The following is a 16,297-nucleotide window of genomic DNA, read 5'->3' as shown; positions in this document are numbered from 1 at the left end:
ACCCGCCGGGGCGCCCCGCCACCCCGCACATGGGGGGGGGGGGGGCCCCCGCGGCGGTTCCCGGCCGGCGCCCGCCGGCGGGGATGCCGTTGCGGGCGGCCGGAACCCGTGCCGTACGGGTCGCCGTGGGGCCGGCGCCCCGCGCCGTACGGATCAGTGACCCGCGGCGCCCTGCGGCTCCTCGTCTCCGTTGGCGACGTCCTCCCGGGTGCCGGCGCCCGCGTTCTCGTCGCCGGCGGGGGACTCCGTGGCGGTCTCGGACTCCGACGGGCTCTCGGTGTCCTCCGGCGACTTGCTCGGCGTGGCCGTGGGCGACTGCGTCGGCTGTGCGCTCGGGCCGAAGCGCTCGAAGTAGCCGTCCGCGGGCATGACCACGGCGTCGACCTTGATGTCGCCGGTGCCGCTGAGTGTGAAGACCACCGGCGTGACGCCGCCCTCCTCGACCTCCGGGCTCTCGAGTTCCGCGGCGGCATTGCCCTTGCCCGACAGGATCACCGAGCCGTGGGCCGGGACGGTCACCGGGCCGGAGCCCTTGGCGGGGGACAGTTCGGCCTTGACGTCCTGCCGGGAGACCGTCACGGACTCGAGGGTCTGGGCGGTGCCACCGGTATTGAAGATCTTGGCCGAGACGACGGCCGGCCCCTCGGAGCCCTCCGCCTGGGTGATCACATTGACGTTCTGAATTTTGATCTTGCCGACGGACGCACTGGCGTTGTCGGGACTGACTTGGTTCGTGCCGGCCTCGTTCCCGGCCCCGCACGCGGAGACGGTGAGGAGCGAGATCGCGACGGTGGTGGCGGCGAGGATGCCGCGTCGAAGGCTGCGGCTCACGGCGGCGGCTTCTCCTAGGACGAGCTACGGCGGCCGAACGGCTTCGCCCGGACGCGGATGGACGGCGGGGGCGGCGCCAGGGCCGCCCGGGGTGTGTCAGCGGGGCCAGATTACCGATCCGCCCCTTCGCTGCCGCACCCGACCCGCTCCCGCGACCGAGCAGCCCGGAACCGGGGGCCACCTGCGGCGCTGCCGAATACCGTTCCCGCACCTCGTCGCCGCGGTTATCGGCGGTGAATGTGCGGTGGTCCGGAATTCGGGCGGCCCGTGGCGCGCCGGGGCGTGCGGTGGTCCTTCGCCGATCAATTCCGAAACCGGCCGGGAGCGGGCCCCGGAGCTGAACGGAGTAGCGGAAATCCTCCACCCGGATTCCGACATTTCGGGATGTTCCGCCGGATCGGAAGAAGGTCGGGGGCGTGCGGCCGAGGGGTTTCGCGCCACCCGGAGAGCCGTCCCGACCTGCGAATACCCGCTTTCCCGGGCCCTCCGCAGCACGTCCCGGGCCGTGTTGTCAAGCCCGGAGATGCGCCCTGACCTGCGAAAACGCCATTCAGAACACCACGTTCCCGTGTTACTCTGGATAGCCACGGAAGGGGTACCTGTCACATGACGTTCAAGGTTGGCGACACCGTGGTCTATCCCCATCACGGGGCCGCGCTGATCGAGGCCATCGAAACTCGCCAGATCAAAGGCGTGGACAAGACCTACTTGGTGCTGAAGGTCGCCCAGGGCGATCTGACGGTCCGCGTTCCGGCGGACAACGCGGAGTTCGTCGGTGTACGCGACGTGGTCGGCCAGGACGGGCTGGACCGGGTCTTCGAGGTGCTGCGCGCACCCTACGCGGAAGAACCGACCAACTGGTCCCGACGCTACAAGGCAAATCTCGAGAAGCTCGCGTCCGGCGACGTGATCAAGGTCGCCGAGGTCGTTCGCGACCTCTGGCGCCGTGAGCGTGAGCGCGGACTCTCCGCCGGTGAGAAGAGGATGCTCGCCAAGGCCCGCCAGATCCTGGTGAGCGAGCTCGCTCTCGCGGAGAACACGAACGAGGACAAGGCCGAGGCTCTGCTCGACGAGGTCCTTGCCTCCTGAGCCTCCTGAAACGGGGCCGCTCCCGTCGGCAGGGAGGCGCGTCAGCCGGTGATGCGCAACCCCCGGCAGCAGCGGAACAGCAATGCCGTGGTGCCCGGGTGACGTCGGTCCGTCGCCGGGCGCTGCGGCATGCTCGCCCCCTCCGGCCCAGCCCCGCGGGCCGTTGCCGTCTTTCGCTGATCGTCCGCTTCCGGGCGTGCGCCCCGGGTTTCGGACGGCTCCGCAGTACCTCCCGCAACCGGGGGTGCACACCAGCCCCACAGTCACAGGACCCAGCCCGGGAAGAGAACCCCCGCCGCGCCACCGGCCCGATCGCCCGGCGCCTCCGGACCGCTCAAGGCGTGCCGGGCCCGGGCAGGCTCCCCGGTCGGGCTGTCACGGAAGGGACCGACCGAGGCGCCGAGCCTGGCACGCTGTGGCCATACCCACGTCGGCCGAGGAAGCAAACCTGAACGCTAATCCGATGTCCTCTTCAACGACTTCTCCCGCCACCCCATTCCACCCCGGCCCGGGCCTCCACCCCGGCCCGGACCCGCACACGGAGGCCGGGCCGGCGCGGCCCCCGCGCCGCACCGCCGCGATCATCCCCGCGGCCGGTCGCGGCGTACGCCTCGGACCGGGTGCCCCCAAGGCGCTGCGGACCCTGGGCGGCACCCCGATGCTCGTCCACGCCGTCCGCGCCATGGCCCGCTCGCGCGCCGTCTCGCTGGTCGTCGTGGTCGCACCGCCCGACGGCGCCGCCGAGGTGCGCACCCTCCTCGACGACCACGTGCCGGCCGGCACCACCGAGGTCGCGGTGGTCCCGGGCGGCTCCACCCGCCAGGAATCCGTGAGCCTCGGCCTCGCCGCGCTGCCCGCCGGCATCACCGACGTCCTCGTCCACGACGCGGCGCGCCCGCTCGTGCCCGTGGAGACCGTCGACGCCGTCGCGGCCGCCGTACGGGGCGGCGCACCCGCCGTCGTACCGGCGCTGCCGCTCGCCGACACCGTCAAGGAGGTCGAGCCCCGCGCCGACGGCGGTCCGGAAACCGTTCTCGGCACGCCCGAGCGTGTCCGGCTGCGCGCCGTGCAGACCCCGCAGGGCTTCGACCGAGAGACCCTCGCCCGCGCCCACGAGAAGAGCGCACCCGAGGGCGAGGGCGCGACGGACGACGCCGGGCTGGTCGAACGGCTCGGGCTGCCGGTCGTGGTCGTGCCCGGCCACGAGGAGGCGTTCAAGGTGACGCGCCCGCTGGACCTCGTGCTCGCCGAGGCCGTACTCGCCCGCAGGAGGGCCACCGATGGCTACTGATCCGACGACGCCCGGCCCCGCGGCCCCCGGACCCCCGGCCTTCCGGCTGCCGCTGGTCGGTGTGGGCACCGACGTGCACGCCTTCGAGGCCGGCCGCGAACTGTGGTGCGCCGGCCTGCTCTGGGAGGACGCCGGGGACGGCCTCGCCGGGCACTCCGACGGCGACGTCGCCGCCCACGCGGCCTGCGACGCCCTCTTCTCCGCGGCCGGACTCGGCGATCTCGGCACCCACTTCGGCACCGGGCGGCCCGAGTGGTCCGGCGCCTCCGGCCTGACGCTGCTGGGCGAGGCGGCCCGGATCGTCCGGGGAGCGGGTTTCGGCATCGGCAATGTGGCGATTCAGGTCATCGGCGTACGGCCGAAGATCGGCCAACGGCGGGAGGAGGCCCAGAAGGTGCTCTCCGCCGCGGTCGGCGCACCGGTCTCCGTCTCCGGGACGACGACGGACGGCCTCGGGCTGACGGGCCGCGCCGAAGGGCTGGCCGCCCTGGCCACGGCCCTGGTGTTCCCGGACGCGGGCTGAACCGGCGGCGTCCCGGCGTCCCGCGGCGTTCCCGGCTGCCGCCGGACGGATGCCTCCTCCGGGCCGCCATGTGTTCCGTGCACGGGCCCGGGAAGGCATCAGCGGGAAGGGGCAGCGGTGGCGGCCTCCCGCCGCCGTCCGGCCGGCCCGCCCGCAGCCGCGGGCCCGCGCCCGTGCACGGGGCCGTGCGGCCTCCGGGGGGCCGGGTGTGTGCCCCGCACGTCCGTACATCCGTACGTCCCGAGGGAAGGAAACCCGGTGCCGACCGCACTCTCCGACGAACTCAAGCAGGTCCTCGACTCCCCCGTCTTCGCGTCCGTGGCCACGGTCCAGCCCGACGGCAGCCCGCAGGTCTCCGTGGTCTGGGTGAAGCGTGACGGCGACGACGTGCTGATCTCGACGACCGTCGGCCGCCGCAAGGAGAAGAACCTCCGCCGCGACCCGCGGATCAGTGTGCTGGTCACCCACCCGGAGGACCCGTACCGCTACGGCGAGATCCGCGGCGAGGTGTCCATCACGGAGGAGGGCGGCCCGGAGCTGATCGACGAACTGTCGCTCAAGTACACCGGCAAGCGGTACGCCGAGTTCAACCCCGCGGCCGGCGAGGACGGGCCCCGGATCGTCGTCCGCGTCACACCCCGCAAGGTCGCCGGCGGGCTCTGAGCCGACGGACGGGCCGGGAGGGCCGGGGAAGTCCCCGGCCCGTGCGGCCCGTCCGTCGCGCCGGGAGGAACGGCGGACCGCGGACCGCGGGGCCGTCCCGCGGTCCGCGGAGCCCGTCCGGAAGGACCGGGAAAACTCAGTACCCTGGGCGGGTGACTATTCGGCTGTACGACACCGGCGCCCGGCAGATCCGTGACTTCACCCCGCTCAGCCCGGGCCGGGTCTCGATCTACCTGTGCGGCGCGACCGTACAGGCGCCCCCGCACATCGGGCACGTCCGCTCGGGGCTCAACTTCGACATCATGCGCCGCTGGCTGGAGTACCGCGGCTACGAGGTGACGTTCATCCGCAACGTCACCGACATCGACGACAAGATCATCACCAAGGCGGCGGAGTCCGGCGAGCCCTGGTGGTCGATCGGCTACCGCAACGAGCGGGCCTTCAACGCCGCGTACGACGCCCTCGGCTGCCTCGCCCCGACCTACGAGCCCCGCGCCACCGGTCACATCCCCGAGATGATCGAGATGATGCGCGGCCTCATCGACCGGGGCCACGCCTACGCGGCCGACGGCAACGTCTACTTCGACGTCCGCAGCTTCGAGGGCTATCTCGCGCTCTCCAACCAGCAGTTGGACAACCTCCTCCAGCCCTCCGGCGAGGGCGAGACGGGCAAGCGCGACCCCCGCGACTTCGCCATGTGGAAGGCCGCCAAGCCCGGCGAGCCGAGCTGGGAGACCCCGTGGGGCCCCGGCCGCCCCGGCTGGCACCTGGAGTGCTCGGCCATGGCCCACAAGTACCTCGGCGAGGCCTTCGACATCCACGGCGGCGGAGTCGACCTCGTCTTTCCGCACCACGAGAACGAGATCGCCCAGGCCAAGGCGTACGGCGACGACTTCGCCGGGTACTGGGCGCACAACGCCTGGGTGACGATGAGCGGCGAGAAGATGTCCAAGTCGCTGGGCAACTCGGTGCTGGTCTCCGAGATGGTCAAGCGCTGGCGCCCCATCGTGCTCCGTTACTACCTCGGCACCCCGCACTACCGCTCCACCATCGAATACGCCGAGGAGGCGCTGCAGGAGGCGGAGGCGGCCTTCGGGCGGATCGAGGGCTTCGTGCAGCGTGCGGTGGAGCTGGCCGGCGGCCCGGTCGAGCCGGCCGCCGAGGTGCCGGGGGACTTCGCCGAGGCGATGGACGACGACCTGGGCGTGCCGCAGGCCCTCGCCATCGTCCACACCACCGTCCGCAACGGCAACACCGCGCTGGCCGACGGTGACAAGGAGGCGGTGGCCGCCCGGCTCGCCGAGCTCCGTGCGATGCTCGGTGTGCTGGGTCTCGACCCGCTGGCCCCCCGGTGGTCCGGGGCGGGCGCGGGCGGCGCGGCGGAGTCGGCCGCCGATCTGCACGGCGTGGTGGACTCCCTCGTCCACCTGGTGCTCGAACAGCGGCAGGCCGCCCGGTCCCGCAAGGACTACGCGACCGCCGACGCCATCCGGGACCGGCTCCAGGAGTCCGGTCTCAGCATTGAGGACACCCCGTCGGGCCCCCGCTGGAGCCTCGGCTCCCGCTGACGGACACCCGGTCCGCCGGAGGGACCCGGTCCGCCGGAGGGGCTTCGCACGGCTCTTGGCATGCTGGAGGGGGCGCACCGCGCACGGCCACCCTGTGCGCACCGCCACCACCCGCCACCATCCGCCCCGCAGCGCCCGGGCAACCGCGCGGCGCCGCACGCACCACACAGGCACCACACAGGCACCACGCACGCACCACGCACCACGCACCACCACACCCGCGTACTGACGTACACACGCATCCGAGCAGGCAGTCGCCAGGACGGCCGAGGAAAGACCAGGTGAACCATGGCCGGCAACAGCCAGCGCAGGAACCGTCGCACCAGCAACAAGAAGGGCCAGCAGGTCGGCAGCGGCGGGCAGCGCCGCAAGGGACTGGAGGGCAGGGGCCCGACCCCGCCCGCGTCCGCCCGCAAGGGGCATGTGAAGAACCGCATCGCCAACGCCAGGGCCAAGCAGGCCGCCCGCCGTCCCGCACCCCGGCGCGGCGGCCCCAAGGGCACCAATGAGCTGGTCGTCGGCCGCAACTCGGTCGCCGAGGCGCTGCGCGAGGGCGTGCCCGCCAACACCCTCTACGTCCAGCAGTACATCGACAGCGACGAGCGCGTGCGCGAGGCGATCCAGCTCGCCACCGAGAGCGGCATGAACCTCATGGAGGCGCCGCGCCCCGAGCTCGACCGGATGACGAACGGCCTCAACCACCAGGGCCTCGTCCTCCAGGTCCCGCCGTACGACTACGCGCACCCGGACGACCTGCTCGCCGCGGCGCAGGACGCCGGCGAGGACCCGCTGATCGTCGTCCTCGACGGCATCACCGACCCGCGCAACCTGGGCGCCATCGTCCGCTCGGTCTCCGCCTTCGGGGGCCACGGCGTCGTCGTGCCGGAGCGGCGCGCGGCCGGAATGACCGCCGGGGCCTGGAAGACGTCGGCGGGTACCGCGGCCCGTACGCCGGTGGCGCGCGCCGCGAACATGACGCGGGTGCTGGAGTCGTACCAGAAGGCCGGACTCATGGTCGTGGGCCTGTCCGGCGACGGTGATACGGAGCTCGGCGAGGTCGAGGTGCTCGACGGCCCGGTCGTGATCGTGATCGGCAGCGAGGGGAAGGGCCTGTCCCGGCTGGTGGGCGAGACCTGCGACTTGCTGGTGCGCATCCCGATGCCGGGCGGTGCGGAGTCCCTCAACGCCGGTGTGGCGGCGGGAGTGGTCCTGTACGAGGCGGCGAGCCGCCGGGCCTGACCGGTGTGCGGCGACCCGTTCCGGGGGCCGACTGCCCGCCGGACGGGGCCGGTTGGCTGCCGTTCCCGCCGGTCGAGCCCCTGAAGGATCTTGACGGGTCTCGGACAGATCAGGGCGGCGGCGGCAGTGTCTTAACCGGCCGTCACTCGGTTAGATGAGTGTGGAGACCACAACACACCGTCCTCCCGGGGGACGCTCGCAGGGCTTCGACGAAGAGCCGCCGTGGAGCACGGTGAAGGTGCCGTGCGACCCGGCTCAGGTCGCCGTCAACCAGGCCAGCTTCCGGGTGCAGCTCGCCGCGCCGCCGACCCGCCTGCGGGTGCCGGCCCCGGCCCGCTTCACGCGCGTGACCCCGGTCCCCGCGGCCGGCTCCGTCCCCGCGGCGGGGAACAGGGCTCCGGCGGTGCGGAGCGGCCGCGCCACGGAGCCTGCGGAGACCTCCGGAGCGCGGCGCTCCCGGGCCGCGCACCACCCCGCCGCCGGCCTCGCGGGCGCCGGCCTCACCGGCCACCACTACGCGGGCGGGGTCCCCACGCGCCTCCTCGACACGACCGGGCCGGCCCCGGGGGACGGCCGGAGCCCGGGCGGCCGGAGCGGACCCGACGACACCACTCAACTCCTCCCCGGTATCCGTCCCGGGGACCACACCCGGCCTCGGCCGACCGCTCACGGACAGCGCGTCCCCCGGCTGCCGGGCGGGCCGCCGGGCGGCACGGAGCCGGCGCCCGGCGCATCCGACCACGGACCGCCGACACCGCCGTACCCGCTGCCGTACGGCCACCGCCCGCCGAAGCGCTCGGACGATCCGTACGGCCCGGACGATCCGTACGGCCCGGACGGTGCAGCGGACGCCCCCCCGGGCCCGCGCACCTCGCCCGCCCCGTACGGCTCTTGGGACCGGGACCCCCTCGCCCTCGACGACACCACCCCGTACGGCGTGCACACCGACCGGTACGGCACGCCGGGACAACACCACGAGGACGACGCCCACGCCCCCGGCGAGGAGGAGCCGGGCGACGGGCACCGGCCGGGCGGCGCCGGCACGGTCCGGCACGCGTACTACCCCGGCCGCCGCATGAACCTGGGTGTCGTCCTGCTGCCGCTGCGCATCCTCCTCGGCTTCATCTCCGTCTACGCGGGGATGGGCAAGCTCTGCGACCCCGTCTACTTCGACGGCGGGGAGCGCGGCTCGCTCGTCAACCGGCTGCGCACACTGGAGCCCTCCGGCGTCGCGGCCCCGCTGCACGACTTCGCGCTGGCGCACCCGGTCGGCTCCGGGCTGACGGTGGCGTTCCTGCAGATCGTGGTGGGGGTGCTGACCGTCTGCGGCCTCTGGCAGCGGCTCGCCGCGTCCGTCGGTGCCCTGGTGTCGGCCGCCCTGCTGCTGACCGTCAGCTGGCGCGGTGCGGTCGGTTACGAGGCGCCGGACATGCTGTATCTCGCCGCCTGGAGCCCGCTGATCATCGCGGGGGCACCGGTCTACTCCCTGGACGGCCGGCTGGCGAGCGAGGCCTGGCGGCGGCTGGGCCCGCGGGTGGACGTCCGGGAGTTGCGCGGGCGGGTGCTGCGGCGCGGTTCGGTGATGGCGGCCATCGCCGTGGGAGGGTCACTGGTCACCGGGGCGATGCTGGGCGGAGCGGTCCGGTCCACGGATCTGACGACCGTGCCCAGCGGCCCCGGCGAGACCCCGCGCAATCATCTGCCCGGTTCACCGCTGCCGGACCGCTCCGCGGAGGAGAGCCGAGCGGAGGGCGGGGCGACGGAAGGCCCGGGCACCCGGGAGGACGACCGGGCGACGGACCCCTCCACCTCACCGTCGGCGCGGGACTCCGCGGACGCGGCCGAGAGCGGGGACGACCACGCGCAGCCCACACAAGGGGCGACGGAGGGCAGCCAGGAGGCGCCACCGCAGCCGACGTTCGCTCCGGAACCGCCGGCCGCGGGGACGACCGGCCCCTCCTCGGCGGGCAGCAGCGGAGGCGCGCCGGACACGGGCCCGGACGGCGGTGACGCGTCGGGCGGCGCCGGCGGCGGTGCGGGCGGCGGCTCGGCGGGTGGTGGCGGATCCGGTGGAGGGACATCGGGCGGTGGCCGCGGAGCACTGGGCGGCCTGCTGGGCTGATCACGCAGGCGGCCGACGCGGTAGGACAAGCGGCGTCACCGGCGCCGGCCCCGCACCGGCCAACGGCTCACCGTCACGAAGACGGTGAGCCGTTCCGGTGTGCGGAGCCGTTCGCTGCTCCAAGCCGGCAGGAGCGGCAGCGGGCGGGCAGGCGGTGCGCTGTGGGCGACGGCTGGTGGCCAACCGCACGTTACGCGCGGCCTCCGCCGGGGGCGGCCTTGCGTACGGTGGCCAGTTCCTCCGCGGCCTTCTCCAGGTCCTTCGCCGTGTCGATGGCGCGCCAGTACACGCCCTGCGGCAGCGGATAGCCGGCCAGCCGCCGCTGCCGGGCGAGCCGGGGGAAGGTGGTCCGCTCGTGGTCGCCCCGATCCGGCAGGAGGGCGGCGAAGGAGGGAGAGAAGACGTAGACCCCGGCGTTGACGGGGTAGGGCGACGGGGGAGCCTCGATGAAGTCGAGGACGTGCCCGAACGCGTCGGTCTCGACCACACCCCAGGGGATGCGCGGCCGGGCCAGCGCGAGGGTGGCCTCGGCGTCGCGCTCCTGGTGGAAGGCGGCCATGTCACGGAGCGGGAAGCGCGTCCAGATGTCCGCGTTGGCGGCGTACCAGGGCCGGTCCGGGTGGGGGAGCGAGCCGGCGGCGTACTTGAGTCCGCCGCCGCGGCCCAGCGGTTCCTTCTCGACGACGGTGGTGACGCGCAGCGGAAGCCGGCCGGCGGCGGCGGTCAGCCAGTCCTGGAGGACCTCGGCGAGATGGCCGCAGGCGACGACCACGTCCGTGACGCCCTCGTCGGCGAGCCAGTCCAGTTGGTGGCCGATGATCGGTGTCCCGGTGCCGGGGATCTCGACCATGGGCTTGGGCCGGTCGTCGGTGTACGGACGCAGCCGTGTCCCCTGGCCGCCGGCCAGGAGCACGGCTTGGGTGGGGTGAGTCATGAGGCGCACGATAGGCGAGGCGCCGAAGGGGCCGACGGTACACGGCCGCGCCCGGGGAATGTCCTGGGCGCGGGGTGCCGTTGACGGATGCTCACGGGGGCGCCTGCTGGACCGCCCGGTCCGCGACGCCGCCCGGACCGGGCTCCCGGCCCGGACCGGGCTCCCGGCCCCGCCTCGGACCGGCCTGCGGGGGCGGGCCCTGCGCGGCCGGCGCGGGCGCGGCCGGTGCGGGCGCGGCCGGCGCGGACGGCCGGACCGCTCGGCTCAGCGTCCCCGGTGCGCCTGCTGGGCCACGCCGGAGGCGAACGCCGTGTCGCACACCGGCCGGGAGAACTTCTGCGCTCCGCGCGGCCCGTACTTGGCGACGGCCGCGCGCCCGAGCGCCCGCGCGAGGGAGACGCAGTGCGCGGCCAGCGACGGGCGCCGGTTGACCTCCTCCTGGAGGGTGGTGAGCGCCACGCCCGGATCCCGCTCCCGGAGTTCGGCGACGAGCCGGTCGCGTAGCAGTTCGTGGGCGGCACGCGGCGCGGCGGCGCTGGACGCCCGCGCCGAGGAGGCGGCGAGCACGGACTCCGGCTCGGAGGTCGACCAGGCGACGCGCGTGACGGCGAGCGTGCCGGAGAGGACGAGCACGACGGGCAGAACGAGGGCGAGACTGCGGCCGATTCGGCTGGCTACGGTGTTCACGCCGCGATGGTAGCCGGGAGCGATGACATGGTGACAATTGGTCACTCCGGTGAGTGACGGACCGGCGAGCCCGCCCGCTCCCGGTTGACGTCCGCTGCCGCCGTTGGCCGTCCGTACGTCTTCCGCCGCGCCCTCCCCGGCCGACTGGATCAACTCCCGCGCACCCGGGCCCGTATGCGGAAAAACGGCGGCGGTGCCGCACCCGCCGGGGGTACGGCACCGCCGCCGTCGAGCAGCCGGGGCGGGCGGAACTCAGTCGGCGAGGCGCTCGCCGGTGGAGGTCGCGAAGACGTGAATCTCGCCCGGGCTGGGCACGACGTGGACCGTGGAACCCTTCTCCGGAACCGCGCGGCTGCTGACCCGGACGACGAGGTCCTTGGACGCGCCGCCGACATCCACGGTGCCGTAGATGTAGCCGTCGGCACCGGTCTCCTCGATGACGTTCACGTCCACCGCGAGTCCGGCGGGGGCGGCCTCCGACTCCTTGGAGAGCGACTGGGCGGCACCACCGTTGCTCTCGACGACGGTGAAGTGCTCGGGGCGCACGCCGACGGTCACCGTACGGTCGCCGTGGGCGGACGCGGCGCTCAGGGCCTCGCGCGAGACCGGCACGACGCTGTTGCCGAACTTGACACCACCGTCGGTGATGGGCACCTCGATGAGGTTCATCGCGGGGGAGCCGATGAAGCCGGCGACGAAGAGGTTGGCCGGGCGGTCGTACATGTTGCGCGGGGAGTCGACCTGCTGGAGCAGACCGTCCTTGAGGACCGCCACCCGGTCGCCCATGGTCATGGCCTCGACCTGGTCGTGGGTGACGTAGACCGTGGTGATGCCGAGGCGGCGCTGCAGACCCGCGATCTGGGTGCGGGTGGAGACGCGGAGCTTGGCGTCGAGGTTCGACAGCGGCTCGTCCATGAGGAACACCTGCGGCTCGCGCACGATGGCGCGGCCCATCGCCACACGCTGCCGCTGACCGCCGGAGAGCGCCTTCGGCTTACGGCCCAGGTACTCGGTGAGGTCGAGGATCTTGGCGGCGTCCTCGACCTTCTTGCGGATCTCCGCCTTGTTGACGCCGGCGATCTTGAGCGCGAAGCCCATGTTGTCGGCGACGGTCATGTGCGGGTAGAGCGCGTAGTTCTGGAACACCATGGCGATGTCCCGGTCCTTCGGCGGGAGGTGGGTGACGTCGCGCTCACCGATGCGGATCGCGCCGCTGTTGACGTCCTCCAGGCCGGCCAGCATCCGCAGGGAGGTGGACTTTCCGCAGCCGGAGGGGCCGACGAGGACGAGGAATTCGCCGTCCTGGATGTCGATGTTGAGCTTGTCGACCGCCGCCTTCTCCGAGCCCGGATAGATGCGCGTGGCGTTGTCGAACGTGACCGTAGCCATGGTGATGTGTCCCTTCACCGGCAGGAACGTGCCGGACGATCCGAGTAAAGGTGATGTGGGGCCCGCGAGACCGCGGACCGCTGGCTTGACGCTATCCGTAGGGCGAGGCTTTGTCAGTACCGATTGGGTTGCGAAAGATCCCGGCCCTCGGAGAGCGACCACTCCCGCAAGCCCGCCCGGCCCCTGCCCGGCCCCTGCCCGGCCCCTGCCCGGCCCCTGCCCGGCCCCTGCCCGGCCCCTGCCCGGCCCCTGCCCGGCCCCTGCCCGGCCCCTGCCCGGCCCCTGCCCGGCCCCGGGCTGGTCCCGGGCTGGTCCCGGCCGGGTCCCCGCCCGAGCTCTTTCGGCCACCGGCCGAAGCCCGCGCGGCCCTCGACCGAACCCGTCCGGCCTCCACAGAGACGCCGGAATCTGCCCCGATACACGCCGTGCCGGAGGCCGGGGCCCGCGCAGCCGGCCGCCGCGCCCCCCATGGCGTGGCCCGCGCAGTGGCCCTCTGTGTACAGTGGAGCCGCTTTCGCGCGACCACGCGCAACGCCGACTTAGCTCAGCTGGTAGAGCACCGCTCTTGTAAAGCGAAGGTCGTCGGTTCGAACCCGACAGTCGGCTCTGACTTCCAGTGCTGGTCAGGGACCAGTTGATCACTGCCCGCCAGGTGATGCCCCGGCGGGCGTACGCGTTCTGTACGTGTGAGGTCGGTGCCTGCCCCTCCGGCTGCGATCAGGCGCCGAGCTCAGTGGGCGCGGATCCTGCGGGGGCGGTGAACAGCCCGGCGGGGCTCAGTCGGTTTCGGCTCGACGTCACCCCTGGGCGGCCTGCCGTGGTCCGTTCGTCCGTTCCTCCGGTTCAGGGAACTCTGCCCGCGCCCGAGGTCAGTTGCGCAAGGCGCTTGCGTGCGTACGCGGGCTCGATGAGCCAGGCGTTCGCGGCCTCCCAGGCGTGGATGGCGGCCCGGGCCCGGGCCAGTCGGTGCGGTGGCAGGGTCTCGACGGGCAGGACGGCCAGGCCGACCAGGTCGAGGTCGGTGTGGTCGACGCGGGCCTCGTCCCAGTCGAGGAATCCGATGCCGTGTCCGGTGACGCGGATGTTCGCGGCGGCCGGATCGCCGTGCACGACGGCCGACGGGGTGGCCTCCAGCTTCCGCCAGGCGTTGCGGCAGGCCACCACGGCCTCATCCGGCATGGCGGTCAGGTCGATGTCGCCGCCGCGGTCGCGGTGGAGGAGATCCCTGGTCGAACGGAAACCGGGTCGTTGGGGCCACCCCCGGGTGAGGGCGTGCAGCCGCCGCAGTTCGGCCGTGACGGCCGGCCAGTCCCCGGGACCCGGTGGGCCGCCGTCCAACCAGCGCTGGACCACGGCACCGTCGACGTGGCGGCGGCCGTCCATGGCGGGCACCACGGCAGGGACTGTGAACCCGTGGCCGTCCAGATACTCCAGCAGATCCAGTTCCCAGGCGAGGGCCGCAGGCTCTCTTCTGCTGCGCCGCGCCACCAGCCTCTCGACGCCGCGTCGCACCTCCAGGACCTCATTGCGGTTGCCGCCCGGCAGGCGGTCGACGACATGGACGTCGCCCCAAGCCCGTACAAGATTCCGCAGATGGCCGCATCCCCGCATGGTCACGGGGAGGGGGAGGCCGTCGATACCCACCGGTTCGGATGCAGCCCCTCGCGTGCGTTTCCCGACTGTTGATGTCTGGATTTCCTCATGGATGAGCGACTGTGACGGGAGCCGGTACTGCGTGCGCAATCCTGGGCCTCCGCCACGCCGGGGGAGGCGCGGCTCCGCCCGTCTCCGGCAACACCCGCGACGCGTACCTGACGATCAAGAACTACTCGTCCAGGGCGACGATCAACCTCAAGAACTACGCGGTCAAGGACGCCGCCGGCAATCGCTTCGCCTTCTCCGCCCATCACGACTTGCAGCCCGGCGACCACGTGAAGCTTCGTGGTGGACGCGGCAACGACTCCGACACGTACAACGTCGTCCACCGCGACAACTGCGCTTTCCCGTGGAACAACGACCGCGACACCATCCACCTGTACAAGCCCTCGGGCAGCCGGTCGGACGTCCACGCGTACACCAGGGGCGGCCCGGATTCCGACCGTAACGGATACATACGTTTCCACTGACCGGGGGCGCCGGCCCGACCGGGACGCTCCGCCCGACGGGAGCCGGCCCGGTTCCCGTCGGGCGGCGGGTGCCTCGTTGTGTTCCCCCCGTTCCTCGCGCCGTGCGGCCTGCCGAGGCGGTGCGGAAGCCGCGGTCAGCCCGGTCGGCCGGGCCGGTCCCGAACGCCGCAGGCGCCCGTGCGCACGTAGACGACGATGCGCGCGCCGCGTACCCGGACCGGGGCGCACCGGCGGAAGTGGGCGTGCAGCACCTCGCGCTTCACGGCTTCCCCGGGGGACGCGTCGAGCGGCTGTCCCTCCGGGTCCGTGAGGGCGATGACCCGGTCCGCCGCCAGGACGCGCCGGCGTATCTCGTCCGCCGGGAGCTCCGTGCCCTGGAGGGTCGCGGAGGCCGCGGGGCTCTGCCGCAGCGCCAGGTCCTCGACGCCGGCGTGGACGTCCGGGAAGGACAGCAGCCACTCCCGGCGCCGGGCCGGCATGAACAGCACGGCGTCACCGGGGGCCGCCGCTTCCCGTACGGCTTCCGCGACCGCCACCACGTCGTCCTTGCGGCTCTCCGGGGAACGGACCAGAAGTGACCAGGGGAGAAGGACGGCAGCCAGCCCCGCCGCGCAGCCGGCCACGGCCACGATCCGGACGGGACGCCGGGGGAGGAGCCGGCCCAGGATCGCCGGGGCCGCGGCGCGGTCCAGGCAGAGGCCCAGGAGGAGCGCGAGACCGGCCGTGCCGTAGAGGACGTAGCGGTCGACGTACCACGGCTTGATCAGGGAGACCGTCATCAGCAGCCCGGTCGGGACGACGAGCAGCGGCAGCGCCAGGTCTGCCGGGCGGACGGCGGGGGGCGGTGGCGGAAGGGCGCCGGATGTCGCCCGTCCGGTTCCCCCGGGGGGCATGGATCCCCCGGCGCGCACGGATTTCCCGGAGCTTTCGGATTCCCTCGGTGGCTCCGACTGCTCCCACTGCTCCAGCGCCGGCCGTTTCGTACGGTCCGGTGGTCTCCGCGCCCGGTCGCCTGGCGGCATGCGCCGGGCGGGCGTCGTCGGCAGGGCTCGCGCGCAGGCCCAGCCCGCCGCGGACAGCCCCAAGTAGGCCAGCCACGCGCCGAGTCCCGGCCGGCTGAGCCAGCCGAGCTGCTGTTCCGCCTGCCCGGCGCTCACCAGGGCCAGCGGCAGGACCCCCGCACCGACGGCCCCCGAGGCGATCAGCCAGGCCCGGCGCGCCGCGGGGGGAGCGGCGGACCGGAACAGCGTCACGCCATGGGCGGCCAGCACCAGGACGGCGAACTCGTGCAGCCAGGCGGCGACGAGCACCGTGCCCGCGTACGCCGCCCAGACCCGGGTGCCGCCACCCTCCACGCCCCGCAGCAGGAGGTGGCAGGCCCAGACGACGGCCGCGCAGACCAGGGCGTATGAGCGCCCCTCCTGCGCATAGTGCTGCACCATCGGGACGACGGCGAACGCCGTCCCGGCGAACGCGGCGGCCCGGGCCCCGGCGAACCGGAGCGCGATGGCGGCGACGCCGGCGGCGGCGAGCGCCGTCGCCAGGACGGACGGCAGGCGCAGCGCGACGAGTCCGCCGTCCCAGAGGGTGAACACGGCCTTCATCAACAGGTAGTACAGGCCGTGCACGGCGTCCACCTCGCCCAGGAGCCGCCAGATGTCCGGCAGTTCACGATGCGCGACCTGGTACGTCACCGATTCGTCCCGCCACATGCTGTTCTCCCGGCGGATACCCCAGAGGCCGAGCAGCAGGGCCACGGCGGCCGGAGACAGAACGGCCGCCCGCCGGAGGCCGAGACCCCGGGCCCGCCCGTGCCCGTGCCCGTGCCCGTGCCC

Annotated in this window: 14 protein-coding genes and 1 tRNA gene; 9 read left to right on the top strand and 6 right to left on the bottom strand. The window is 73.6% G+C overall.

Annotation, left to right across the window (positions count from 1 at the left end):
* Positions 1–153 precede the first annotated feature (153 nt).
* A complete protein-coding gene (locus KBZ10_RS19560; protein WP_210988947.1) occupies positions 154–831 on the bottom strand; it encodes a DUF461 domain-containing protein in 678 nt (225 codons plus the stop codon).
* Between the two features lie 606 nt (positions 832–1,437).
* On the opposite strand from KBZ10_RS19560, the gene KBZ10_RS19555 reads away from it, so the two are divergent.
* From KBZ10_RS19555 to KBZ10_RS19525, 7 genes are all read left to right on the top strand, one after another.
* Complete coding sequence (locus KBZ10_RS19555) at positions 1,438–1,920, top strand: CarD family transcriptional regulator (RefSeq protein ID WP_003953493.1); 483 nt, start codon at positions 1,438–1,440, stop codon at positions 1,918–1,920.
* Positions 1,921–2,383: 463 nt separating this feature from the next.
* Entirely contained in the window at positions 2,384–3,211 is an 828-nt protein-coding gene (ispD, locus tag KBZ10_RS19550) for a 2-C-methyl-D-erythritol 4-phosphate cytidylyltransferase (RefSeq protein WP_210988946.1), read from the top strand.
* Positions 3,201–3,734, top strand: coding sequence for a 2-C-methyl-D-erythritol 2,4-cyclodiphosphate synthase (gene ispF / locus KBZ10_RS19545; RefSeq protein ID WP_210988945.1), 534 nt, complete (start codon positions 3,201–3,203; stop codon positions 3,732–3,734). The genes ispD and ispF overlap by 11 nt, the downstream gene beginning before the upstream one ends.
* A gap of 258 nt (positions 3,735–3,992) precedes the next feature.
* The gene (locus KBZ10_RS19540; RefSeq protein WP_210988944.1) at positions 3,993–4,397 is read left to right on the top strand and encodes a PPOX class F420-dependent oxidoreductase; all 405 of its coding nucleotides are present in this window, start codon (positions 3,993–3,995) and stop codon (positions 4,395–4,397) included.
* Positions 4,398–4,549: 152 nt separating this feature from the next.
* Positions 4,550–5,965, top strand: coding sequence for a cysteine--tRNA ligase (gene cysS / locus KBZ10_RS19535; protein ID WP_210988943.1), 1,416 nt, complete (start codon positions 4,550–4,552; stop codon positions 5,963–5,965).
* A gap of 288 nt (positions 5,966–6,253) precedes the next feature.
* Positions 6,254–7,204, top strand: a complete 951-nt coding sequence (rlmB, locus tag KBZ10_RS19530; RefSeq protein WP_210988942.1) for a 23S rRNA (guanosine(2251)-2'-O)-methyltransferase RlmB — start codon at positions 6,254–6,256, stop codon at positions 7,202–7,204.
* A 154-nt stretch (positions 7,205–7,358) separates the two neighbouring features.
* Positions 7,359–9,326, top strand: a complete 1,968-nt coding sequence (locus tag KBZ10_RS19525) for a DoxX family protein (RefSeq protein ID WP_210988941.1) — start codon at positions 7,359–7,361, stop codon at positions 9,324–9,326.
* A 190-nt stretch (positions 9,327–9,516) separates the two neighbouring features.
* Here KBZ10_RS19525 and KBZ10_RS19520 read toward each other — a convergent pair whose 3' ends face one another.
* The 3 genes from KBZ10_RS19520 to KBZ10_RS19510 all read right to left on the bottom strand — a co-directional run bounded on the left by KBZ10_RS19520 (position 9,517) and on the right by KBZ10_RS19510 (position 12,336).
* Positions 9,517–10,260, bottom strand: coding sequence for a nucleotidyltransferase family protein (locus KBZ10_RS19520; protein WP_210988940.1), 744 nt, complete (start codon positions 10,258–10,260; stop codon positions 9,517–9,519).
* Between the two features lie 264 nt (positions 10,261–10,524).
* A complete protein-coding gene (locus KBZ10_RS19515; protein WP_210988939.1) occupies positions 10,525–10,947 on the bottom strand; it encodes a hypothetical protein in 423 nt (140 codons plus the stop codon).
* Between the two features lie 252 nt (positions 10,948–11,199).
* The gene (locus tag KBZ10_RS19510) at positions 11,200–12,336 is read right to left on the bottom strand and encodes an ABC transporter ATP-binding protein (protein ID WP_210988938.1); all 1,137 of its coding nucleotides are present in this window, start codon (positions 12,334–12,336) and stop codon (positions 11,200–11,202) included.
* A gap of 533 nt (positions 12,337–12,869) precedes the next feature.
* Between KBZ10_RS19510 and KBZ10_RS19505 the strand changes: the two genes are divergently transcribed.
* Positions 12,870–12,942: transfer RNA gene (locus tag KBZ10_RS19505), tRNA-Thr, on the top strand.
* 237 nt (positions 12,943–13,179) lie between these two features.
* Here the strand turns inward: KBZ10_RS19505 and KBZ10_RS19500 are convergent.
* A complete protein-coding gene (locus tag KBZ10_RS19500; RefSeq protein ID WP_210988937.1) occupies positions 13,180–13,980 on the bottom strand; it encodes a phosphotransferase enzyme family protein in 801 nt (266 codons plus the stop codon).
* A 98-nt stretch (positions 13,981–14,078) separates the two neighbouring features.
* Here KBZ10_RS19500 and KBZ10_RS19495 point away from each other — a divergent pair, with 98 nt between their 5' ends.
* Entirely contained in the window at positions 14,079–14,462 is a 384-nt protein-coding gene (locus KBZ10_RS19495) for a lamin tail domain-containing protein (protein ID WP_307847517.1), read from the top strand.
* Between the two features lie 134 nt (positions 14,463–14,596).
* Here KBZ10_RS19495 and KBZ10_RS29605 read toward each other — a convergent pair whose 3' ends face one another.
* Entirely contained in the window at positions 14,597–16,219 is a 1,623-nt protein-coding gene (locus KBZ10_RS29605; protein WP_307847513.1) for a glycosyltransferase family 39 protein, read from the bottom strand.
* Between the last annotated feature and the right edge of the window lie 78 nt (positions 16,220–16,297).

It is taken from the genome of Streptomyces sp. F63, assembly GCF_018070345.1.
Taxonomy (GTDB): Bacteria; Actinomycetota; Actinomycetes; order Streptomycetales; family Streptomycetaceae; genus Streptomyces.
This window is presented reverse-complemented; position numbering and strand designations above follow the sequence as displayed.

What these genes read in the sequence shown, in the direction of transcription:
- KBZ10_RS19555 (WP_003953493.1), top strand. Translation starts at nt 1,438, where the DNA reads ATGACGTTCAAGGTTGGCGACACCGTGGTCTATCCCCATCACGGGGCC.
- ispD (WP_210988946.1), top strand. Translation starts at nt 2,384, where the DNA reads ATGTCCTCTTCAACGACTTCTCCCGCCACCCCATTCCACCCCGGCCCG.
- ispF (WP_210988945.1), top strand. Translation starts at nt 3,201, where the DNA reads ATGGCTACTGATCCGACGACGCCCGGCCCCGCGGCCCCCGGACCCCCG.
- rlmB (WP_210988942.1), top strand. Translation starts at nt 6,254, where the DNA reads ATGGCCGGCAACAGCCAGCGCAGGAACCGTCGCACCAGCAACAAGAAG.
- KBZ10_RS19525 (WP_210988941.1), top strand. Translation starts at nt 7,359, where the DNA reads ATGAGTGTGGAGACCACAACACACCGTCCTCCCGGGGGACGCTCGCAG.
- KBZ10_RS19520 (WP_210988940.1), bottom strand. Translation starts at nt 10,260, where the DNA reads ATGACTCACCCCACCCAAGCCGTGCTCCTGGCCGGCGGCCAGGGGACA.
- KBZ10_RS19510 (WP_210988938.1), bottom strand. Translation starts at nt 12,336, where the DNA reads ATGGCTACGGTCACGTTCGACAACGCCACGCGCATCTATCCGGGCTCG.